General features: G+C 67.3%; 19 protein-coding genes and 1 tRNA gene. 15 read left to right on the top strand and 5 right to left on the bottom strand.

All coding sequences use genetic code 11. From position 1 onward, the window contains the following. Positions 1-3: 3 nt before the first annotated feature. Positions 4-720: an AMIN-like domain-containing (lipo)protein gene (locus QC765_RS15425; protein ID WP_278315324.1), complete on the bottom strand. Its 717-nt coding sequence runs from the start codon at positions 718-720 to the stop codon at positions 4-6. A 76-nt stretch (positions 721-796) separates the two neighbouring features. After that, a complete protein-coding gene (locus tag QC765_RS15420; RefSeq protein ID WP_278315323.1) occupies positions 797-1660 on the bottom strand; it encodes a DUF4349 domain-containing protein in 864 nt (287 codons plus the stop codon). A 106-nt stretch (positions 1661-1766) separates the two neighbouring features. Here QC765_RS15420 and QC765_RS15415 point away from each other — a divergent pair, with 106 nt between their 5' ends. From QC765_RS15415 to QC765_RS15385, 7 genes are all read left to right on the top strand, one after another. Beyond that, the gene (locus tag QC765_RS15415; RefSeq protein WP_278315322.1) at positions 1767-2831 is read left to right on the top strand and encodes a CobW family GTP-binding protein; all 1065 of its coding nucleotides are present in this window, start codon (positions 1767-1769) and stop codon (positions 2829-2831) included. Continuing rightward, a complete protein-coding gene (locus QC765_RS15410) occupies positions 2828-4348 on the top strand; it encodes a hypothetical protein (RefSeq protein ID WP_278315321.1) in 1521 nt (506 codons plus the stop codon). The genes QC765_RS15415 and QC765_RS15410 overlap by 4 nt, the downstream gene beginning before the upstream one ends. Positions 4349-4898: 550 nt before the next feature. Further along, on the top strand, positions 4899-5234 hold the full coding sequence (locus tag QC765_RS15405; RefSeq protein WP_278315320.1) for a hypothetical protein: 336 nt from the start codon (positions 4899-4901) through the stop codon (positions 5232-5234). 249 nt (positions 5235-5483) lie between these two features. Further along, positions 5484-6617 carry a Re/Si-specific NAD(P)(+) transhydrogenase subunit alpha gene (locus QC765_RS15400; protein WP_278315319.1) on the top strand — a complete coding sequence of 378 codons (1134 nt, stop codon included), beginning with the start codon at positions 5484-5486 and terminating at the stop codon, positions 6615-6617. Positions 6618-6630: 13 nt separating this feature from the next. Further along, on the top strand, positions 6631-6948 hold the full coding sequence (locus tag QC765_RS15395) for an NAD(P) transhydrogenase subunit alpha part 2 (protein WP_149361983.1): 318 nt from the start codon (positions 6631-6633) through the stop codon (positions 6946-6948). Beyond that, complete coding sequence (locus QC765_RS15390; RefSeq protein WP_278315318.1) at positions 6948-8381, top strand: NAD(P)(+) transhydrogenase (Re/Si-specific) subunit beta; 1434 nt, start codon at positions 6948-6950, stop codon at positions 8379-8381. The genes QC765_RS15395 and QC765_RS15390 overlap by 1 nt, the downstream gene beginning before the upstream one ends. A gap of 40 nt (positions 8382-8421) precedes the next feature. Continuing rightward, entirely contained in the window at positions 8422-9681 is a 1260-nt protein-coding gene (locus QC765_RS15385; RefSeq protein WP_309297310.1) for an MFS transporter, read from the top strand. A 27-nt stretch (positions 9682-9708) separates the two neighbouring features. On the opposite strand, the gene QC765_RS15380 is transcribed toward QC765_RS15385, so the two are convergent. The 3 genes from QC765_RS15380 to QC765_RS15370 all read right to left on the bottom strand — a co-directional run bounded on the left by QC765_RS15380 (position 9709) and on the right by QC765_RS15370 (position 11516). Then, a tRNA-Arg gene (locus QC765_RS15380) sits at positions 9709-9781 on the bottom strand. 116 nt (positions 9782-9897) lie between these two features. Further along, positions 9898-10590, bottom strand: coding sequence for a DUF305 domain-containing protein (locus QC765_RS15375; protein WP_278315317.1), 693 nt, complete (start codon positions 10588-10590; stop codon positions 9898-9900). Further along, positions 10587-11516: a thioredoxin-like domain-containing protein gene (locus tag QC765_RS15370; RefSeq protein ID WP_278315316.1), complete on the bottom strand. Its 930-nt coding sequence runs from the start codon at positions 11514-11516 to the stop codon at positions 10587-10589. Before QC765_RS15370 ends, QC765_RS15375 begins: the two co-directional genes overlap by 4 nt. Before the next feature lie 243 nt (positions 11517-11759). On the opposite strand from QC765_RS15370, the gene argS reads away from it, so the two are divergent. From argS to prfA, 8 genes are all read left to right on the top strand, one after another. Further along, positions 11760-13412, top strand: coding sequence for an arginine--tRNA ligase (argS, locus tag QC765_RS15365; protein WP_278315315.1), 1653 nt, complete (start codon positions 11760-11762; stop codon positions 13410-13412). Beyond that, the gene (lysA, locus tag QC765_RS15360; protein ID WP_278315314.1) at positions 13409-14830 is read left to right on the top strand and encodes a diaminopimelate decarboxylase; all 1422 of its coding nucleotides are present in this window, start codon (positions 13409-13411) and stop codon (positions 14828-14830) included. The genes argS and lysA overlap by 4 nt, the downstream gene beginning before the upstream one ends. Further along, on the top strand, positions 14827-16155 hold the full coding sequence (locus QC765_RS15355) for a homoserine dehydrogenase (protein WP_278315313.1): 1329 nt from the start codon (positions 14827-14829) through the stop codon (positions 16153-16155). Before lysA ends, QC765_RS15355 begins: the two co-directional genes overlap by 4 nt. Beyond that, positions 16155-17255: a threonine synthase gene (gene thrC, locus QC765_RS15350; RefSeq protein WP_278315312.1), complete on the top strand. Its 1101-nt coding sequence runs from the start codon at positions 16155-16157 to the stop codon at positions 17253-17255. The genes QC765_RS15355 and thrC overlap by 1 nt, the downstream gene beginning before the upstream one ends. 8 nt (positions 17256-17263) lie before the next feature. Further along, complete coding sequence (gene thrB, locus QC765_RS15345; protein ID WP_278315311.1) at positions 17264-18211, top strand: homoserine kinase; 948 nt, start codon at positions 17264-17266, stop codon at positions 18209-18211. A 393-nt stretch (positions 18212-18604) separates the two neighbouring features. Continuing rightward, a complete protein-coding gene (gene rho, locus QC765_RS15340; RefSeq protein WP_278315310.1) occupies positions 18605-20683 on the top strand; it encodes a transcription termination factor Rho in 2079 nt (692 codons plus the stop codon). 130 nt (positions 20684-20813) lie between these two features. Then, entirely contained in the window at positions 20814-21041 is a 228-nt protein-coding gene (rpmE, locus tag QC765_RS15335; RefSeq protein WP_278315309.1) for a 50S ribosomal protein L31, read from the top strand. A 120-nt stretch (positions 21042-21161) separates the two neighbouring features. Further along, positions 21162-22241: a peptide chain release factor 1 gene (gene prfA / locus QC765_RS15330; RefSeq protein ID WP_278315308.1), complete on the top strand. Its 1080-nt coding sequence runs from the start codon at positions 21162-21164 to the stop codon at positions 22239-22241. Positions 22242-22252 lie beyond the last annotated feature (11 nt).

The following is a 22252-nucleotide window of genomic DNA, read 5'->3' as shown; positions in this document are numbered from 1 at the left end:
GGCCTAGTCGCTGATGTCGAGGACAACGCGGGGCGGATTCGTCAGGGTCATGGCGGTGAACTCGCGCTGGCCGCCACGCACTCCCACGAACATCTGCGCGATGCCCTCGTTGAACGTGCCGACCTCGATCTCGGCGACCGATCCGCTGCCGGGCCCGCCGATGGTCTTGGGCCCGGAGTAGGGGTCGACGCCCGTATCGAAGGGGTAGCCCCAGCCCGTGACGTTGAACGAGAGGATGGCGTCGCCGCTGACAGCGATGGGGTCCCCGGAGCCGCCCGCGTACGCCGCATCGACGTAGCGGATGTCATAGCCGGGCTGGTTGCCCTGGCCCGCGAGGTCGACGACGATGCGCGTGTATCCATCGTGCTCGCCCACCCGGATGCCGGTGACGCTGAGGAAGGTGCCGCTGCCGGCTTGCTGGGACGCAGGTCCGAGCGTGCCCGAGAAGCTGCTGCCCGATCCGCCGGCCGAGCTATTCTCCGGCGGGCTTGGTGCTGGCTGCAGCGGGGTCTCCTCGATCTCCGGGCTCGTGGGTACGTTCTCGGTCGAGGTGGGCTCCTCGTCGGGAAGGTCCGCGCCGGTCGATGCGCTCTGCGGCGACAACCCGGGCGTGGGCACGCTAGCTGGAAAATCCGCATCGTCGCTGCCACAGCCCGCGATGCCCAGGATCAGGATCGCTGGGACCACCAGTGCGGAGCGTCGCATGTGCCGAAGGTTCATGATCCTCATCGTAGGTGCTTGCACGGGGTCGGATCCTCTCCGTATATAACGTTTTGCATCCGGTGCCGGCGCGTGGCTAGCCAGATCGACGGGATAGCAGACGGACCGCGCCATAGATGATGCCCGCCCCGATGGACAGGAAGATCACCCAGGGCAGCGCCAGCCCGATGCCGATGATCGCGGAGCGGATCGCTTCGAGCAAGGTCTCCCACCCCTCGCGGAGCCCGCCCGCGAAACCGGATGCTGGATCGGTCTCGGGGCGCTGAGCGAGATAGAGATCGAGCGTGGACAGCTCGACCTGGTCCGCGAGGTGCTCGCGCTGCGAGCGGAGGCCATCGAGCTGTGCCTGGCGCTCCGCGAGGGCGGTCTCCGCCGCGATGAGGTCCTCCGCGGAGCTCGCTGTGGCCATGATCTCCTGCAGCCGCGCGACGGAGGTGGCGAGCGCGTCGATCCGGGCATCAAGATCCACCACCTCGATGGTGACATCGCTGCTCGAGATGGTCAGCTCGCTGACGGTACCGAGCGCGCGCAGCTGCTCGATCACCCGATCGAGGCTATCGGCGGGCACGCGCATGGTCAGGCTGGCAGACCCGGCGGACTGGCCGGTAGGTGGTCGTTCAGTGCGGTGGTCGATGCGGCCGCCCGCGCGATCGACCGCCTCGGCAGCCTCCTGCGCTGCCCTGGCTGGGTCGGGGACCTGGATCGACATGGTCGCGTGGCGGATGACCTGTCGATTGGCTGCATCAGGAGCCTGCCGGGGAGCCAGGGGCATGCCAGCCACGCTGTCCTCGCGCACCTCCCCATCGCCGACCGGGAAGGGTGCTTGCGAGAATCCTTCCTCTACTGGCCCGGAGCATCCGGCGGCGAGCACTAGCAGGATCACGGCAACGAGGAGCCGCACGATTCGCGGTCGGCGCCGTGTCAGCGGACTGCTGGTCATGCCGCCTACGTTACGTCGACCATGCCGTGTTGACCACGGCGCCCGGGCCATGGCGACCGGTAGCATGCCGTATCCGGGAGAAGGTTCGGAGAGGGGAGTGGTGGGGGTGGGAGCGTCTATTCCTGTCGTGGTGGTAGCTGGGTTCCTGGGCGCGGGCAAGACGACGCTGGTCAACCACGTGCTGAGGTCGGCAGACGATCTACGGGTGGGCGTGCTGGTCAACGACTTCGGCGCGATCAACATCGATGCGTTCCTCGTCGCCGGGCAGGTCGACAACATGATGACCCTGACCAACGGGTGCATATGCTGCGAGGTCGATAGCGATGACATCGAGGAATCCCTGGCAAGCCTCGCAGGCATCACGCCTCGGCTCGACATGATCCTGGTGGAGGCAAGCGGGGTGGCCGAGCCGGCGGCGCTCGTGCAGGTGGTCCGGGCAACCGGCGACGAACGTTTCCATTGCTCGTCGGTCATCGTGGTGGTCGATGCGGCCGAGCACGAGCGGGTGGATCTCGCCCGCCAGACGGGTGTCGCCGATCTCGTCCTGCTCAACAAGGCCGATGCGCTCGCGGACGATGCGCGTGACGATCTCATGTCGAGCATCGGTGCTGCGTCGCGGGGCGCGCCGGTGATCCCCACGATTCGCTGCAGCATCGATCTGGAGCTGCTCATCGACGCGACCGAGCGGCAGGGCGCGCGGGGCGGGAGGGCCAGCCAGCGGGAGCTCCCCGTGCAGCTGACCCTCGATGCGCTGCTGCGCGAGGAATCGAGCGATCATCCCGACGCGCACGACCACGCCCCTGCTCATCAGGTGCAGAGCCTCGCGTGGACGTCGTCCGTGCCAGTGCATCCCCGGTCGTTCATGGAGCTGCTCGAGCAGCGGCCCGCGGGCGTCTACCGGGTCAAGGGCCGCATCGATTTCGGGACGTTCGGCGATGGCGAGTGCTACGTGCTGCAGGTCGTTGGGCGCAGCATCGAGATCGAGCGGCGCTCCTGGCAGGCTGGCGCGGCGCGACGGACGGAGCTAGTGCTCATCGGGCACGGGATGGACGAGGCCGCGCTGAGCGATCAGCTCGATGCGTGCGTCGCGGCCGCCCCAGGCCCCGGCGACGATCATGCGATGCTGCGGGTACTGCGCTTCATCGGCGAGAACGAGGCTGGCTGGCCATGAACGGCATCTCCGCACGATGGTGGCCCACCCATGTGCTCTCCGCGGAGGAGATCAGGACGGCATGCCTGCGGACGGTGCCGGACATCGAGCCTTTCCTGCCGCCCTCCGTGGTGCCGGGCGAGCACATGTGCCTCCCGGAGCGAGCCTTCGCGGGGCTCTGCCCGGGCGAGCTCGTCGCGCTGCGGATAGGTCCAGCCACGGTTTCCCTGGTTCCGGTCGATCGGAGCTTCCTGGTCGCGCCGCCCCCGGGACTGCGGACCACCATGCGCCGGTTCGCGCGGGACCATGCGGCCCAGCCAGGTGGGCTTGCCGCGCTCGTGGAGCATGCCAGCAAGCATGTGCCTCGCGACGCGGCCTACCGCACGCTGCCTCTCGGCGAGCTCCTGGCCCGGTACGGGATCGTGGTCGAGGGCGACCGGATCGGGCTGGAGGGTCTTGACTTCGCTGCCCACGACACCAATGAGCAGATCCGATGGCTCTCGGTGGCACACGGGCTCGCGCGGGAGGTCGCATCGGCAGTTCATGCGTTGCGATCCTGCATGCTCGGCGGCTCCCTCATTGAAGGCTCCAACGATGTCGTCGGCATCGCGGCGCTCGCCAGGATGGTCGACGAGCACGATGCGCTGGAGGCACTGATCGAGCCGTGGGTGCACGATGTCGCGCCAGGCAGCCCACGTGTAGAGGAGCGGCGCGCGATCGTGGATTCGTGCATTGCGCTGGCGCCGCTGCTCGATGACGAGGCAACCCGGGTATTGCGATGGGTCGTCGCGGTGCTGTCGGACGTCGGCGCCCCGCTGGCAGATGTGGCAATCCAGGCGGAGCGGTTGCGCATCGTGAGCCATGGCTGGGCCCCGGGCGCGCGCTGGGTAGCGGCGTGGGACATTGATCGGGGGGCGAGGGATAGGGCGCGCACCCTGATGCGCTCGCTGCGACGCAATGATCGGGCAATGATGCCGGCGATGGAGGAGCCTGGCCATGCGTCCGTGGTGGAGCGCGTTCTGGAAAAGGCGCTGCGATTCCTGGGATCAGATGGGCCAGCACGCCTGGCGCTGATGGGCGTGGTCGATGGGATCATGGCGGGCACGCTCGATGGGGCGATGGCCCGGCGCCTGGTCGATGACCGTCGCGTCCGGATGATCGCGCTATGCGAGGGCGGGGCGATGGCACGGTTCGTCGAGCGCCGGGGCGCGGTGCTGCCCCGCGAGGAGGCGGTCGTGGCCGAGGCCATGAGCCGGTCGCCGGAACACCGGATGCATTGGGCGGGCACGCATGTGCTGGGCCACGAGCGGCGCGTCACGCTCCGGGATGACGAGGGAAGCCCGGTGGAGTGCCGGGTTCCCGCGGCTGTGCCGGTGCCAGACCCCGGGACTCTGGTGCTGGCCTGGGTCGTGGGCGCGGAAGGGGCGAACTGGTCCTTGTCTCTCATCACGGTCCCGGGTGCCCTCGGTGGCGCGGTGGGGACGGTCGACGCGATCGGCGTTCTTGGCGCACAGGTGCGGTCCGCGCAATTTCTCTGATGGATTGCCGTGTTGCATTGCCTATGCCGCGGGCCCGAAATTCCAAGCCTTGTCATTCTGTTGTACTGGAATTGTGACGATCCTGTTTCCTGAAGTTCTCTTGCGCGGCATCCCTCGCGGACCGGCGGAATTGTAGTACGCGTCACCTGAATCCACTCGTGACGGTGGGCTGGACCTGGGCTGGGGGATCGGCGGGAAGCTACAGATGCGCAGGTAGTCGTGTCTGGATTGCTCCGTGTGGGGCAGGAGCGATGGGTGTGGCACAACGTTGCAGTTGTCCTTCGGGCTCAATCCCTAAAGAAACTCTAAGGCAATCATGGCGAACCTGGCGGCTTTCTTCATCGTTATCTGTGCGTTCTGTAAACATCACTAAACAGAGGTGTTTATTGGCGTCCTGCGGGGATATGATCGAAATCAATCGATCCGGGAGCGTGGTTGCTCGCAGATCGACGGGCGCATCAGCCGCGGGCCGGGACCGTCTCGTGGGCAGTCGCTCGAGCAAGCTGGCGCCCGGGCGGCCCCAGGGCTGACTGAGCAAGGGAGATGACACATGGCCACTATGACAACCGGCACGCGCGAGCTGGTCAGGGCGATCCTCGCGTACGAGCGCGCTGATAATTCCTCCGATTGGGAACTCATCGACGCGATTCGTGGCGGCGATATCGACCATTGGATGGAAGCCATCGAGGCCTCCGCGCTGTTCGCTCCCGCCGAGCTCCGTCGACTCCGCGATTCGTTCGAGGCGGATCCGGAGCAACTCGTAGCAGTGCTTCTCGAGGGCGCGGACGACGTCGCGGATCGGCGCGCTATAGCCGGGCGGCGCGGAAGCTGGGCCACCGGGATCGCCGCGCGCTCCGGGTGCACCGGCGGAAGCCTCGCTGGCTGACGCCACCAGCGCCCCGCGCTATCAGGGCGCGCTCGCGCCCGCTTGTGGGGGAGTTCACAAACCCCACGTAACAGGGATGATCTGTCCCGGTGATTCGATTCAGATGAAGGCACGCCGACGCGGAGAACCAACTCGACCGCGCATCTCGGTACGATCAGTGCGCTGTGAGCAGACGGAAATCTCCAGCGCACCGGCAAGATGCCGGTGATTCTCACCGATCAGCGAGCCGTCTCGCGGAGAGTCACATCATTGGATAGCGCACACAACACTCAGCAACGGTCCACGACCGTGGGCGTGGTTCGGGAGACTGGCGAGGGGGAGCGGCGCGTAGCCCTCGTGCCCAAGGCAGTGAAGTCACTCACTGGCCGCGGAATCAACGTCGTCGTCGAGGCCGGAGCGGGCGACCGTGCCCACATCCCTGACGACGAGTACACCCAGGCGGGCGCCACCATCGGCAACGCATGGGACTGCGAAGTGATCGTCAAGGTCGCTCCGCCGTCCCCGGCCGAGATCAAGCAGATCCCGAAGGGCGCCACGCTCATCGGATTCCTCGCCCCCCGCAACCAGGACAATTGCATCGACGCGCTCCGCGAGCGCGGCGTCCACGCATTCGCCATGGAGGCCATCCCGCGCATCTCCCGCGCGCAGGTCATGGACGCACTGTCCAGCCAGGCGAACGTCGCCGGCTACAAGGCAGTCCTGGTTGCCGCCAACGAGCTCACGCGGTTCTTCCCGATGCTCACCACCGCCGCCGGAACCGTCAAGCCCGCCACCGTGCTGGTCCTGGGCGTCGGCGTCGCGGGACTGCAGGCGCTCGCTACCGCGAAGCGGCTCGGTGGGCGCTCGACGGGATACGATGTGCGGCCCGAGGTCGCGGACCAGGTTCGCTCCGTCGGCGCGCAATGGCTCGACCTTGGCATCAGCGCCGCGGGCGAGGGTGGCTACGCGCGCGAGCTCACCGAGGAGGAGCGGGCGGAGCAGCAGCAACGCCTCGAGGACGCGATCAAGGGCTTTGACGTCGTGATCACCACCGCCCTCGTGCCCGGCCGCCCCGCCCCGCGCCTTGTCACCGCCGCGGCCGTGAAAGGCATGCGGGAGGGCAGCGTCATCGTTGACCTCGCTGGCGAGACCGGCGGGAACTGCGAGCTCACCGAGCCGGGGCAGACCGTCAACAAGCATGGTGTGACCATCGCCTCTCCGCTGAACCTCCCCGCGACGATGCCCGAGCATTCCAGCGAGCTCTACGCGAAGAACGTCACCGCGCTGCTCGATCTCATGCTGGACGACGATGCCGCGCTGGCACCGGACTTCACCGACCAGATCCTCGCCGACTCCTGCGTCACCGGCGTCCCCGAGACCGCGTCGCGCCCCGCGGCAGGATGACAAGGAACCACGCATGTACACCGAACTGCTAGCCAACCTGGCGCTGCTCGTGCTCGCCGGATTCGTTGGCTTCACCGTTATCTCCAAAGTGCCCAATACCCTCCACACCCCGCTGATGTCCGGCACCAACGCCATCCACGGCATCGTCGTGCTTGGCGCGCTCGTCGTGCTCGGCAAGGTGGAGGACCCCAGCATCGCGATGCAGGTGATCCTGTTCATCGCGGTCGTGTTCGGCACGCTCAACGTTGTCGGCGGCTTCGTCGTCACTGACCGCATGCTTGGCATGTTCAAGTCCAAGTCGCCTGCCCGCGGCAAGGGAGGAGACGCCTGATGGACACCCTCGTCAATGTTCTCTACATCATTGCTTTCTCCCTGTTCATCTATGGCCTGATGGGCCTCACCGGCCCCCGCACCGCCGTCCGCGGCAACTGGATCGCTGCGGTGGGCATGGGCATCGCGGTCGCCGCCACCCTGCTCGCGGTGCGCGACACGGGCAACTGGATCATCATCGTCGCCGGCCTCGTCGTGGGTGTCGCCCTAGGCGTTCCGCCTGCCATCCGCACCAAGATGACCCAGATGCCACAGCTCGTGGCCTTCTTCAACGGAGTGGGCGGTGGCACCGTCGCGCTCATCGCCTGGGCGGAGTTCCTCGACACCGATGGATTCACCAACTTCCACGACTACGAGGGCCCGGTCGTTCACATCATCGTCGGATCGCTGTTCGCGGCGATCGTCGGCTCGGTGTCGTTCTGGGGCTCCCTGGTGGCCTTCGCGAAGCTCCAGGAACTGCTCAACAAGAACCTTGAGAAGAAGCTGGTCGCGAACGTCAAGACCTTCCAGGTCGCCAACATCATCCTTGCTCTTGCCTCGCTGGCAATCGCGATCTACATCGGGATCAACGCCGACCCGGCAAACGACCCGACCGCGGCCATCTGGATCCTGGCGTTGCTGGTCATCGCCGGGACGATGGGCCTGTTCGTGGTGCTGCCCATCGGCGGCGCCGACATGCCAGTCGTCATCTCGCTGCTCAACGCCCTCACCGGGCTGTCCGCGGCATCGGCTGGCCTCGCGCTGAACAACACCGCGATGATCGTCGCCGGCATGATCGTCGGCGCGTCCGGCTCCATCCTCACCAACCTCATGGCCAAGGCCATGAACCGGTCGATCCCCGCGATCATCTTCGGCTCGTTCGGCGGCTCCACCAGCGCCGCCGCGGTCGACGATGCGGGCGGCACGGTCAAGTCCACGTCCGCCTCCGATGCGGCCATCCAGATGGCCTACGCGAACCAGGTGATCGTGGTGCCCGGCTACGGCCTCGCCGTCGCCCAGGCACAGCATGCGGTCAAGGAGCTCGCCGACCTGCTCGAGGAAAAGGGCGTGGAGGTCAAGTTCGCCATCCACCCCGTCGCCGGCCGCATGCCGGGGCACATGAACGTGCTGCTCGCCGAGGCCGAGGTCAGCTACGACGCCATGAAGGAGATGGACGACATCAACGGTGAGTTCAACCGCACCGATGTCACCATCGTCATCGGCGCCAACGACGTCACCAACCCGGCGGCGCGCAACGACCCGAGCTCGCCGATCCACGGCATGCCGATCCTCAACGTCGACCAGTCCAGGTCGGTCATCGTGCTCAAGCGAGGCATGTCCTCGGGCTACGCGGGCATCGAGAACCCCCTGTTCTTCGCGGACCAGACGTCGATGCTCTTCGGCGACGCCAAGAAATCCGTGAGCCACGTCATCGAGGAGCTCAAGGCACTCTAGCCAGCACGCCACCTCGCTCCAGGGTCTGTAGCCTCGAACCGTGGGCAACACCAGAGCAAGCGGCAGCCACCAGCACGCCATGAGGCAAATACATGTGCTGGTGGCTGCCGCTTTTGTCATTGCCGTCGGCTATGGGCTCATCGCCCCGGTGCTGCCCCAGTACGCGACCAGCTTCAACGTCGGCTACACCGCGGCGTCCGCGATCGTCAGCATCTTCGCGGTCGCCCGCCTGCTCTTCGCGCCCGCCAGCGGCCAGCTCGTCCAGAAGCTCGGCGAGCGGCGCGTCTACTTGAGCGGGCTCGCCATAGTCGCGATCTCCACGGGAGCGAGCGCCGCCGCGCAGAGCTACTGGCAGCTCATGATCTTCCGTGGTCTCGGGGGCATCGGCTCCACCATGTTCACGATCTCCGCGATGGCGCTCATCATCCGGCTCTCGCCCCCGGACCGGCGCGGCAAGGTCAGCAGCCTCTACAGCACCGCATTCCTGCTCGGCGGGATCACCGGGCCACTGCTCGGCGGGCTGCTCGGCCGGTTCGGGCTGCGCGTGCCGTTCATCGTCTACACCGTGGCGCTCGTCATCGCCATCATCGTCGTCCACACCAGGCTGGACAGCGAGCCTCGCGGGACCGGCGCCACGCGCTCCGCTCCGCGGCAGGAGTACCGCCTGGGCGAGGCGCTGCGAGAGCCGGCCTACCGCGCGGCGCTCCTGACCAACCTCGCCCACGGCTGGGCCACCTTTGGTGTGCGCGTGGCATTGATCCCGTTGTTCGTGACGGTCGCGTTCACCATGGGCACCGAGCTGGGCGGGTTCGCGCTCGCTGCGTTCTCCATCGGCATGGCGATCGTGCTGACGACCTCCGGCAAGCTCTCCGACCGCATCGGGCGCAAGCCGCCCACCATCATGGGACTCGCTATCACCGGATCATCCACCATGGTGCTCGGCCTCTCCGGAAATCCCGTGGTCTTCCTCGTGCTTTGCGTGATCGCCGGCGCGGGCATGGGCTTCGTGGTGCCCAGCCAGCAGGCCGCGGTGGCTGATCTGATCGGATCAGACCGCAATGGCGGCAAGGTCCTCGCGGCGTTCCAGATGACCGCCGATCTCGGCGCGATCGTGGGGCCGCTGCTCGGGGGCTGGATCGCCGAGAACTATTCGTTCGAGGTGGCGTTCCTGCTCACCGGAGCCTTGCTGCTACTAGCCGCTGTGTACTGGATCGTGGTGCCCGAGACAAGCAGGGAACAGGATGCCCGGACCTGGAACGATGGGGCGGCACGCGACGTGGCGGGAAACGACGCGGAATGAGAGGGAAATCCTGATCGGAATTGTGTGTGCCCTCGGCAGGATTCGAACCTGCGACACCTGCCTCCGGAGGGCAGTGCTCTATCCCCTGAGCTACGAGGGCTTGCCACGCCCACGCTTGCGCGGTGGGCGGAGCTAGCCTAGCGCATTAGCGCCACCAATGCGGAATCGCCAGGCCAGGCGCGTGTCTGGCGTTATCGCGCGCCCGGCCGCAGCCGACTAGTTGAACGGAAGGGGTTCCGCGCCGCGCTGGGCGAGCAGATCGGTCATCAGGTGGATCTCCTTCTTCTGCCCGTCCAGCATCTTCTGGGCGATGCCTGTCACGAGGCGCGTGCTGGCCTGGTCGATCGCGGCCCGTGCCATGGGCAGGCCCCCCTCGTGGTGCCGCAGCATCAGCTGGAGGAAGTACACGTCCTGCTCGCTGCCCTCGAGGCCGCGCAGGCGCGCCATCTCCTCGGAGGTTGCCATTCCTGGCATGAGAGCGCCCTCGGCCATGGTGCTGCCGGACATGTCGCCGCCCTCGTGCTCGCCGCCGTGCTGGCCGCCCTCATGCTGGCTGGCTGGCATCCATGCCATGCGGGCGCCGGGAGCGAACCGCGGCTCGTCCCACGCTTGCAGCCAGCCCTGCATCTGGCCGATCTGGTTCTCCTGGGCGGTCAGGATGTCGTAGGCGAGTGTCCTGATGCTGGGATCGCTGGTCGTGGTCAGCACCGCGGCGGACATCTCGACGGCCTGCAGGTGGTGCGCGGTCATGTCCTGGCTGAAGCCGATATCGGAGGCATTCGGGTCGATGCTCGCGGGCAGGCCGTCGTCATCGCCGCCGATTGCTGCTCCAAGCAGGAAGCCGATCGTCATGCCGAGCGCGGTGGCGATCACCAGCAGGGGAGCGAGGCGCCGGCCCCATGTGCTCATTCTCCGCTCTCCTCGCCCTCGGGAGCGGGCGCGGGCGCGGGCGCGGGAGCGGGAGGAACCTCGGCGGCGGGGGCGTCGCCAGCAGGCGCCTCATCCGCTGGTCCGGGGGCGGGAGGGGCATCCCCGGTCAGGGGCGCGCCCATCTCCGCCGCCTCCGCTGATGCGCCGGTTCCATCCATCGCGACCGCGTCGGGCCCGGGCGGGGCCGGATCGAACGGGGGCGGGTTCTCGGGATCGAAGTAGCCGGGAACATTCGAGCAGCTCGCGCCTGGTTCCGGGCTGTTGAACTGGTTGAGGCGCAGCGCCCCGATGAACTGGTTGATCCGCTCGTCATCGGCCGAGTCAAGCTTCAGCTGATGGCCCCAGGCCTGCAGCGAGATCGGCGATTCCTGGCCGGGGAACGGAGACATGAACATGTATGCCTGCCCGTCGACGCGGCTCTCGAGCGTGGCGATGTCGGCTTCCGACGCGCTCTCCGGGTCATAGGTGACCCAGACGGCGCCATGCTCGAGGGAATGCACGGCATTCTCCGTGCGGATGGGCTCGTCGTAGACAACACCGGTGCAGGTGGCCCAGGCCTCGTCGTGCGGCCCGCCGAACGGAGGCATCGGCTCGTAGGCGACCCGCTGGCCGGCAAGGACGTGCGCGTTGCTCATATCGTCGACGATCTCGACGCCATCGATCCGGGTGGAGGGATCGGGATCCTCGGCGGAGGGGGTCCAGCGCTCCATTGCTTGCTCATCACGGATGCTCGGCGCGACGTTCCACACGATCACGCCGATGAGGATGAGGACGCTGGCGATGGCGCCGATGCCAATCCAGGGAATGCTCGGGCCGGACTTGAGCCCGCGGGCGGTGCCGCCGCGTGATTTCTTCTTCGCGGCCCGCATGGCCTTGGCGGTTCTATCGTTCGCATTGCTTGCCATTGATGGTGGATCTTTCCGCGCCGTAGTGACAGGACCGCGTGCGCGCGCCCGCGCCGCACGCACAGAAGGGTGCGGGCGCGAACCGGAGCCGTTGTGACAGCTGCCGGTGTGACAGCGCTGGTGGCTGAGGCACGCGCCGCGCGCTGGACTCAACTGTACGTACCGTCGGGCAGCGATGCTGCTACCGGCGCGGCGAGGCTCGCATTTAGCAGTTGATCCCGCAGGGCCATAGGATAGGTGCCTGTGACCCCAGCAGACCTTTCCCAGCTGCTCCGCGACGCCACGGTTTCCGTGCTCGCGAGCCACGACCTCGATACCTCCGTTGTGCCCGATCGGCTTGTCGTCGAGCGCCCGCGGAACCCCGAGCATGGTGATTACGCCACCAACGTGGCGCTGCAGGTGGCAAAGCGCGCCGGCACCACGCCGCGCGAGCTCGCGAGCTGGATCGCGAGCGCGGTCGCTGATGATTCCCGCATCGACTCCGCCGAGATCGCGGGGCCAGGCTTCCTCAATATCCGTCTCGCCGCGGCCGCGCAGGGAAAGATCGTCGAGCATGTGCTTGCCGCCGCGGAGGCATACGGCCGCGGGGAGTCCCTGGCCGGGCTGGACATCAATCTGGAGTTCGTCTCGGCGAACCCCACGGGACCGATCCACCTCGGCGGTACACGCTGGGCCGCTGCGGGGGATTCGCTCGGTCGCGTGCTCGAGGCCCAGGGCGCAAAGGTCACCCGCGAGTACTACTTCAATGACCACGGTGCCCAGATCGATCGCTTCGCCCGCTCGCTGGTAGCCGCCGCGCTGGGCGAGCCAGCCCCCGAGGATGGCTATGCCGGCGCCTACATCACTGACATCGCCCGATCGATCGTCACCGGCTCGCCCGAGGTGATGGATCTTCCGCAGGACGCGCGGCACGAGGCATTCCGCTCCGCGGGCGTCGCCATGATGTTCGAGCACATCAAGCAGACGTTGCACGAGTTCGGCACCGATTTCGACGTCTACTTCCACGAGAACTCGCTGTTCGAGTCGGGCGCGGTCGAGGCGGCGATCGAGGAGCTCAAGGCCAACGGAAACCTCTACCACCAGGATGGGGCCTGGTGGCTGCGCAGCTCCGACTATGGCGATGACAAGGATCGCGTCGTCATCAAGTCCGACGGAAACGCTGCCTACATCGCGGGAGACATCGCCTACCTCCGCAACAAGCACGAGCGTGGCTTCGGGCTGAGCGTGTACATGCTCGGCGCGGACCACCACGGCTACATCGCTCGCTTGAAGGCTGCCGCGGCCGCCCTCGGCTACGACCCCGCTTCGGTGGAGGTGCTGATCGGCCAGATGGTCAACCTCGTGCGCGACGGCAAGCCCCTGCGGATGAGCAAGCGCGCGGGCACCGTCATCACGCTCGATGACCTTGTCGAGGCAATCGGTGTCGATGCCGCGCGATACGCCCTCATCCGCTCGTCGTTCGACAACAGCCTCGATATCGACCTCGAGCTGTGGGCCAGCGCGAGCAACGAGAACCCTGTCTACTACGTGCAGTACGCGCATGCGCGTCTCTGCTCGATCGCCCGCAACGCCGCCGACCTCGGAGTGCCTTCCACCGAGCCCCAGCTCGCGCTGCTCACGCACGACCGCGAGGGCGACCTCATCCGCACCCTCGGCGAGTTCCCGGCCGTGGTGGCGGCCGCCGCGAAGCTGCGCGAGCCGCATCGGGTCGCGCGCTACCTCGAGGACCTTGCTGGGACCTACCACCGGTTCTACGATCAGTGCCGCGTGCTGCCGCAGGGCGATGAGGAGCCCGCCCCGCTGCACACCGCGAGGCTCGCCCTGTGCGGCGCGGCCCGACAAGTCCTGTCCAACGGCCTGGCATTGCTGGGCGTGACCGCCCCGGAGCGAATGTGAGCGCCCATCCAGCCGGCCCCAAGCATGCCGAGATCCCGCACGCTCCAGGGCTCAGCGAGCGTCCCGCCTCCCCCGAGGAGCTTGCCGCGCTCGCCCCGGTGGTGTGGCCGCGCAACGCGGAGCGCGATCCCAGCAGCGGGATCGTCACCCTGGCCGGGATCCCGGTGACCGAGCTCGCTGCCGAGTACGGGACCCCGCTCTATGTCCTCGACGAGGACGATTTCCGTTCCCGCTGCCGGGAGATGGCGGAAGCGTTCGGCGCACCCGACCGTGTCCATTACGCCTCGAAGGCCTTCCTTTCGAGCCACATCGCGCGGTGGGTCGCCGAGGAGGGCCTTTCGCTTGACGTCGCTTCCGGCGGCGAGCTCGCCGTCGCCCTGCACGGTGGCTTCCCCGCCGAGCGGATCGCGCTGCACGGCAACAACAAGTCCGGGGCCGAGCTCGATGCGGCGGTTCGTCACGGCGTAGGCCACGTCGTGCTCGATTCCATGATCGAGATCGATCGGCTCGACGAGATCGCGGGCCGCCACGGCGCGGTGCAGGACGTGCTGATCCGCGTCACCGTCGGCGTCGAGGCCCACACCCACGAGTTCATCGCGACCGCGCACGAGGACCAGAAGTTCGGCTTCTCCCTCGCTGATGGATCCGCGATGGAGGCCATCCGCCGGGTCTTCGCCACCGACAATCTCCGTCTCGTGGGCCTCCACAGCCACATCGGCTCGCAGATCTTCGAGCCCGATGGCTTCGAGTTAGCCGCGCATCGTGTCATCGGGCTGCTGGGCGACGTCATCTCCGAGTTCGGAACCACGAAGACCGAGCAGCTCGGCACGGTCGATCTCGGCGGCGGCTTTGGCATCGCCTACCTGCCCAGCGATGATCCGCCCCCCATCGGGGAGCTCGCGGCCAAGCTGCTCGCGATCGTGGAGAGCGAATCGAAGCAGGTCGGCATCGCCGTGCCACGCCTCACCGTGGAACCGGGCCGGGCCATCGCGGGGCCGGGAACCGTCACCGTCTACGAGGTCGGTACCGTCAAGGATGTCCGGCTCGGCTCGGCCGCGCGGCGCAAGTACGTCAGCGTGGACGGGGGAATGAGCGATAACATCCGCACGTCGTTGTACGACGCCGAATACGATGTTCGTGTTGTGTCGCGGCGCAGCGATGCGGAGCCGACGGTCTCGCGCATCGTCGGCAAGCACTGCGAGACGGGAGACATCGTCATCAGGAACACCTGGATGCCCGCGGACATCGCGGCCGGGGACCTGCTCGCGGTCGCTGCGACGGGTGCCTATTGTTATTCGATGGCGAGCCGCTACAACATGCTTGGCCGCCCTGCGGTGGTGGCCGTGCGCGACGGACAGTCCCGGTTGCTGCTGCGACGGGAAACGGTGGAAGATCTGCTCAGCTTGGAGGTCGAATGAGTAGCGAACAGGCTAGTGGCATGGTGCCCGAGCGGACTCTCGGAATCGCCGTGCTCGGATTGGGCAACGTCGGTAGCGAGGTGGTGCGCCTGCTGTCCGAGCATGCCGACGACTTCCAGGCACGGGTGGGCGCGCGACTGGAGCTCAAGGGCATCGCCGTGCGCAACGTCACCCCGGACCGCGGCGTTCCGATCGAGCTGCTCACCGATGATCCCGCGGCGCTCGTCGCCCGCGACGATGTCGATATCGTCGTCGAGGTCTTTGGCGGGATCGAGCCCGTTCGCACGCTGATCCTCAACTCCCTCAACACCGGCAAGTCCGTGGTCACCGCGAACAAGGCCCTGCTCGCCGACTACACCGGCGAGCTTGCTGCCGTGGCCGACGCTGCGGATCTCGACCTCTACTTCGAGGCAGCGGTCGCCGGCGCGATCCCCGTTGTCCGGCCCCTCATGCAATCGCTCGCCGGGGACCGGGTGGACCGCGTCGTGGGCATCGTCAACGGCACCACCAATTACATCCTGTCCGCGATGGGCGAGACCGGGGCTGACTACTCCGAGATGCTCGCCGACGCGCGGCGGCTTGGCTACGCCGAGGCTGACCCCACCGCCGATGTCGAGGGATACGACGCCGCCGCCAAGGCCGCCATCCTCGCCTCGATCGCCTTCCACACCCGGGTGACAGCGTCCGACGTGTATCGCGAGGGGATCAGCAACATCACCTCCGAGGATCTCGCCTCCGCCGCGGACCTCGACTGCACAATCAAGCTGCTCGCTATCTGCGAGCGAGTCATCGACGACGAGGGCAAGCAGCAAGTCTCCGCCCGCGTGTACCCGGCACTGGTCCCGCTGGAGCATCCGCTCGCCGCCGTCAACGGCGCGTTCAATGCAGTAGTCGTCGAGGCCGAGGCCGCAGGGCGCCTCATGTTCTACGGGCAGGGCGCCGGGGGAGGCCCGACGGCCTCCGCCGTGCTCGGTGACCTGGTCTCCGCGGCGCGCAACAAGGTGCACGGCGGCAAGGGGCCCGACGAGTCCATCTACGCGAAGCTACCGATCCTGTCCATCGGATCCACGCCCACTCGCTACTACGTGCGCATGGAGGTCGCTGACCGCACTGGCGTCCTCGCCGCGGTCGCCCAGGAGTTCGCCAACCACGGCGTGAGCATCTCCACTGTGCGCCAGACCGGAAGCGAGGAAGCAGCCTCGCTGGTCGTCGTGACGCACCGCGCCTCGGATGATTCGTTGTCGAAGACCGTCGCAGCGTTGCAGGGCCGGGAATTCGTCCATGCTGTGACCAGCGTGATCCGACTGGAAGGTACTTCTGAATAATGACCGGAGCAATCACCGACGCATCTACCGGCCCCGTGCATAGCGGCTGGCCCGGGCTCATCGCGGCATACCGGGACCGGCTCGCGGTCGGGGACGACTGGCAGGCAGTGACCCTCCAGGAGGGTGGCACCCCGCTGCTGCCCGCCGAGCATCTCTCCGAGATCACCGGGTGCGAGGTGTACCTGAAGGTCGAGGGCCTCAACCCGACCGGCTCCTTCAAGGACCGTGGCATGACCATGGCCGTCACCGACGCCGTCGCGCGCGGCCAGCGGGCGGTGCTGTGCGCCTCCACCGGCAACACGTCGGCGTCCGCCGCTGCCTACGCGGCCAAGGCCGGGATCACCTGCGCGGTTCTCATTCCTGCGGGCAAGATCGCCATGGGCAAGCTCGCGCAGTCAGTCATCTATGGCGCCACCATCATCCAGGTCGATGGCAACTTCGACGACTGCCTCGAGCTCGCGCGCAAGGCCACCAGCGAGTTCCCGGAGATCGCTCTCGTCAACTCGGTCAACCCCGCCCGCATCGAGGGGCAGAAGACCGCCGCGTTCGAGATCTGCGACGTCCTGGGCAAGGCGCCGGACGTGCACGCGCTGCCCGTTGGCAATGCCGGAAACATCACTGCCTACTGGCGGGGCTACAAGGAGTACCACGCGGACGGGATCACGAGCAGCCTGCCCCGGATGCTGGGCGTTCAGGCAGCCGGAGCCGCGCCGCTGGTTAATGGCGCCCCCGTGAAGAACCCCGAGACCATCGCTACCGCCATCCGGATCGGCGCCCCGGCCTCGTGGAACGCCGCGGTGGCCGCGCGCGACGAATCGAACGGCCAGTTCCGGGCCGCTACTGACGAGAAGCTCCTCGAGGCGTACAGGCTGATCGCATCGCGGGAAGGCGTGTTCGTCGAGCCAGCCTCGGCAGCCAGCGTGGCAGGCCTGCTCGCGGCCCGCGAGGATGGCTGGCTCGAGCCCGGCCAGACCGTCGTCTGCACCGTCACCGGGAATGGGCTGAAGGATCCTGATACGGCACTGCTGGGCATGCCCGAGGTCAAGGCCATCCCGGTCGATCCCGTCGCGGTTGCGCGTGCGCTCGGACTGGCCGAATGATCCGAGCCGTGACGCCGCCACAGGCATGCGTGGAACTGCCCGAGGGCACCACGGCGACAATCCGGGTGCCGGCTTCGAGCGCGAACCTGGGACCTGGCTTCGACTCGCTCGGCCTCGCGCTGGGCATGCACGACCAGATATCCGTGACCGTGGCGCACTCCGGCCTGGCGATCACCGTTGACGGCGCCGGCCATGGCGAGGTTCCCCTGGACGGGAGCCATCTGGTCGTTCGCGCGGTCAGGAAGGGCCTTGATGCCGCAGGGGTCGCTGCGAGCGGTCTGCGGATCCATTGCGCGAACACGATTCCGCACTCGCGGGGCCTCGGCTCCTCGGCATCCGCGGCGGTCGGCGGCCTCGCGGCGGCCAATGGCCTCATCGCGCAGATCGCGCCCGATCGGGTGCTGAGCGTTGACTCGCTCGTCCAGCTCTCCGCGGAGTTCGAGGGCCACCCCGACAATGCCTCGGCGAGCGTCCTGGGCGGTGCGGTGGTCTCCTGGACCGATGCACCCGCTGATGGGGACGGGAACTGCCGCTACTACGCCACGAGGCTTGACGTGCACCCTGATATCCGCGCGTTCGCTCTGGTACCGGAGACGCGATCCTCGACCTCGCAGACTCGCGGTCTGCTGCCCATGCATGTGACGCACAGCGACGCTGTGTTCAACGTCAGCAGGGCCGCGCTCGCCGTCGTCGCCCTGACCCGGCACCCCGAGCTGTTGATGGCCGCCACGGAGGATCGCCTGCACCAGCACCAGCGTGCCTCAGCGATCCCGATGACGAGCCGATGGGTCGCGGAGCTGCGCGCCGCGGGGATTCCAGCGATGGTCTCGGGCGCGGGCCCCGCTGTCCTGGCGCTAACCGTCGACGAGATTCCACCGGGACTGGCCCGCAAGGCGGGGGACGAGGGCATGGTCGTGGCTGAGCTTGGCATTTCCGAGGGTGCATCGCTCGTGTGACCGCCGGTGAGTCCGGTTTCGGGGCCTGTACTGATCTGTTATTGTTCGAAGAGGATTCACCTCGCACATCGCCGCTCGGGAATAGGTTCCCTGCGCATGTGTGTTGCTAGCAAGGTAATCGCCTGCACGCTCTCTGTGGCATGTGGGGCAGAGGCCCGTCGCCTGAGCGCGAGTGCTGTGCGGTCTGCCCGGAAGCCCAGGCATGGCGATGGTGATGACAGCACGTCCTTCCCAAGCGCGCACGAGATGTGACCGCGAATCAGCAGGAATTTCCACATGGTGAACGTGTGGCACCTCGGATCCCAGATCACACGCTGGGTTTCGGGAAGAACCTCCACGACCCTGCCGGGCGTTTGGAGGAACGAAAGGAACTCCGTGACAGAAACGGACCTCATGACCAGTCCAGAAACCGATGCCGCCGTTGCTGCCGCGACCAAACGAGCCCAGTCCAGGCGCAAGGAAGGACTATCCGGCATGTTGCTTGCCGAACTGCGCGCGCTTGCCGGAAGCCTAGGGATCCGGGGCACCTCGGGCATGCGCAAGGGCGAACTGATCGCCGCCATCGAGGAACGCCAGCGCGCGGGCTCGGGCCCGGCAGCATCGAAGACTCCCGAGGACAAGCCGGGAAAGCAGGACAAGCCCGAGGGCCAGGACAAGGCCAGCCCGGACGCGGTAGCGCCGAGCGGACCTGATGCTCCCGCGGGCGGCGAGAACGATTCCGGCCGGGGAAGGTCGCGGCGCGCGACCAAGGCACCTGCGGCGGAATCCTCTCCGGCCCCCACCGCCGACCAAGCAACGCCGCGCGCGGATGCTGGCGGAGGTGCTCCGCGGGAGGCGAACGAGAAGAATCCTTCCGGTCAGTCCCGCGATCAGGACGGTGCCTCGCAGCGTTCAAGCGACTCGCAGCGCTCGGGGGAATCCCAGCGCTCGGGTGACCCGCAGCAACGCCCTGCTGACCAGGGCGGGGAGCGTGGCGATTCCGGGTCCCGTCGTCGGCAGCGCGGGGGAGACCGCCGCGACTCGGACCAGAACCAGCGATCCGACCAGAACCAGCGCCAGGGCGGCCAGCAGGATGGCTCGCGCCAGGGCGACAACCAGCAGCGCGGCGACAACCAGCAGCGCGAGGATGGCCAGCAGCGCGGCGGCAACCAGCAGCGGGGCGGCAACCAGGGCCAGAACCGGGACCGCGACAACGGCCCGCGCGACCAGGATGATGATGAGTCCGGGCGCGGCGGGCGGCGCGGCCGCAGGTTCCGCGAGCGGCGCCGGAACCGTGGCAGCGATCGCGGCCCCGACTCGAACGATACCGAGGTCCGCGAGGACGATGTCCTGCAGCCGGTCGCCGGTATTCTCGACGTGCTCGACAACTATGCCTTCGTGCGCACCTCGGGCTACCTCGCGGGTCAGAACGACGTCTACGTCTCGATGAACATGGTGCGCAAGAATGGCTTGCGCCGGGGCGATGCGATCACCGGTGCCGTCCGCCTCCCCAAGGATGGCGAGCAGGGCAGCCAGCGGCAGAAGTTCAATCCGCTCGTCCGGCTTGACACCGTCAACGGCGTCTCGCCGGAGCAGGCGCGCAAGCGTCCCGACTTCAGCAAGCTCACGCCGCTCTACCCGAACCAGCGGCTGCGCCTCGAGACAACTCCGAATATCCTGACCACGCGCATCATCGATCTGATCATGCCGATCGGCAAGGGGCAGCGCGCGCTCATCGTCAGTCCGCCGAAGGCTGGCAAGACGACGATCCTGCAGGATGTCGCGAACGCGATCGCGGTCAACAACCCCGAGTGCTACCTGATGGTCGTCCTGGTCGACGAGCGGCCCGAGGAAGTCACGGACATGCAGCGCTCGGTCAAGGGCGAGGTCATTGCCTCGACCTTCGACCGTCCGCCGTCGGATCACACGTCGGTGGCGGAACTGGCGATCGAGCGGGCCAAGCGCCTGGTGGAGATCGGCAAGGACGTCGTTGTGCTGCTCGACTCGATCACCAGGCTCGGGCGTGCCTACAACAACTCCTCGCCTGCCTCTGGCCGGATCCTCTCCGGCGGTGTCGATTCGACCGCGCTGTATCCACCGAAGCGGTTCCTCGGCGCGGCGCGCAACATCGAGGAGGGCGGTTCGCTCACGATCATCGCGACCGCGATGGTCGAGACTGGTTCCCAGGGCGACACGGTCATCTTCGAGGAGTTCAAGGGCACTGGCAACGCCGAGCTCAAGCTTGATCGGCGCATCGCTGAGCGCCGGGTGTTCCCGGCGGTGGATGTGATCCCGTCCGGCACGCGGCGCGACGACCTGCTCCTCGGAGCGGACGAGTTCGCTGTTCTGCACAAGCTGAGGCGAGTGCTGTCCGGGCTCGACTCCCACCAGGCCATCGACCTGCTTGTTGATCGTCTGCGCAAGACGAAGAACAATGTCGAGTTCCTCATGCAGGTAGCAAAGACCGCTCCCGGCATGGGAGACACCGACTAGGCCGGGACTAGAATCGCCAGATTCCTTGTTGACGGAACTGTCTGGCATACTTGGTCGACCCCGATGAGTTCCGGTTCACGGTTCCACCCCCGGTGGATCCGACCCGGCGGCTCGAGACGAAAGAGGAACAATGAAGAAGGATATCCATCCCGAGTACTCCGACACCACCGTCCTGTGTGGTTGTGGAAACACCTTCGAGACCCGCAGTGCCGCAGGTCGCCCGCAGATCACGGTCGAAGTGTGCTCCGAGTGCCACCCGTTCTACACGGGCAAGCAGAAGATCCTCGACACCGGTGGTCGCGTCGCCCGCTTCGAGGCTCGCTACGGCAAGCGCCAGCGCAAGACCGCAGCAAACTAGCTCTCCCCACCACGCCCGTTCCGTGCCGATGCATGGATCGGGCGTGGTGCTTTTGATAGGACCACTTCCCCAGATCGACCGCGCTGCAGCAGCGGCCGCGGAACGGACCACGGTGAGGCAATGAGCACGGTGAACAAGCCATCGGCGGTCGACGACGTCATCGCCGAGTACGAGGGCCTCGAGCAGCAACTGGCCGACCCATCCCTGCACGACGACGCCGCGGCCGCGCGCAAGGCGGCCAAGCGCTATGCCCAGCTCGGCCCGATCATGGCGACATACCGGAAGCTCGCTGCGGCCGAGGGCGATCTCGCGGTCGCGCGGGAGCTCGCTCGCGATGATTCCAGCTTTGCCGGCGAGGTCGTCGAGCTCGAGGAAGTGGTCGGCGCGCTCCAGCACGACCTCACCGACATGCTCGCGCCCCGAGACCCCCACGATGCCGACGACATCGTGCTCGAGGTCAAGTCGGGGGAGGGAGGCGAGGAATCCGCGCTGTTCGCAGCAGATCTCGCGCGGATGTATCTCAAGTATGCCGAGCGCCAGGGCTGGAAGACAGAGATCCTCGATTCCGTCGAATCAGACCTCGGCGGTTTCAAGGACATCACCCTCTCCATCAAGTCCCGTGGTGACGCGCCAGACGGCGTCTGGTCCCGGCTCAAGTTCGAGGGTGGAGTGCATCGCGTCCAGCGGGTGCCGGTCACCGAGTCGCAGGGCCGGATCCACACCTCCGCCGCCGGGGTCTATGTGATCCCGGAGCCCGAGGAGGCGGAAGCGGTACAGATCGACGAGGGCGACGTGCGCCTCGACGTGTTCCGCGCGTCAGGCAAGGGCGGGCAGGGTGTCAACACCACGGATTCCGCGGTGCGGCTGACCCACCTGCCGACTGGCATCGTGGTGAGCTGCCAGAACGAGCGATCCCAGCTGCAGAACAAGAACCGTGCCATGCACGTCCTTGCGGCAAGGCTGCAAGCGCTCGCCGAGGAGGAAGCTGTCGCCGAGGCATCGGCAGGACGCAAGAGCCAGGTACGTACCGTCGACCGGTCAGAGCGGATCCGCACCTACAACTTCCCCGAGAACCGGATCGCGGACCACCGCATCGGTTTCAAGGCACACAATCTCGATACCGTGCTCAGCGGTGAGCTTGATGCTGTCGTCGAGGCGCTGCGCGAAGCCGACCGGCAAGCACGGCTCCAGGCTGAATGAGCCCGTGACCT

The organism is Hoyosella levis (assembly GCF_026008515.1).
Lineage (GTDB): Bacteria > Actinomycetota > Actinomycetes > Mycobacteriales > Mycobacteriaceae > Lolliginicoccus > Lolliginicoccus levis.
Note: the sequence above shows the minus strand (reverse complement) of the source record. Positions and strands in the feature narration are given on the sequence as shown.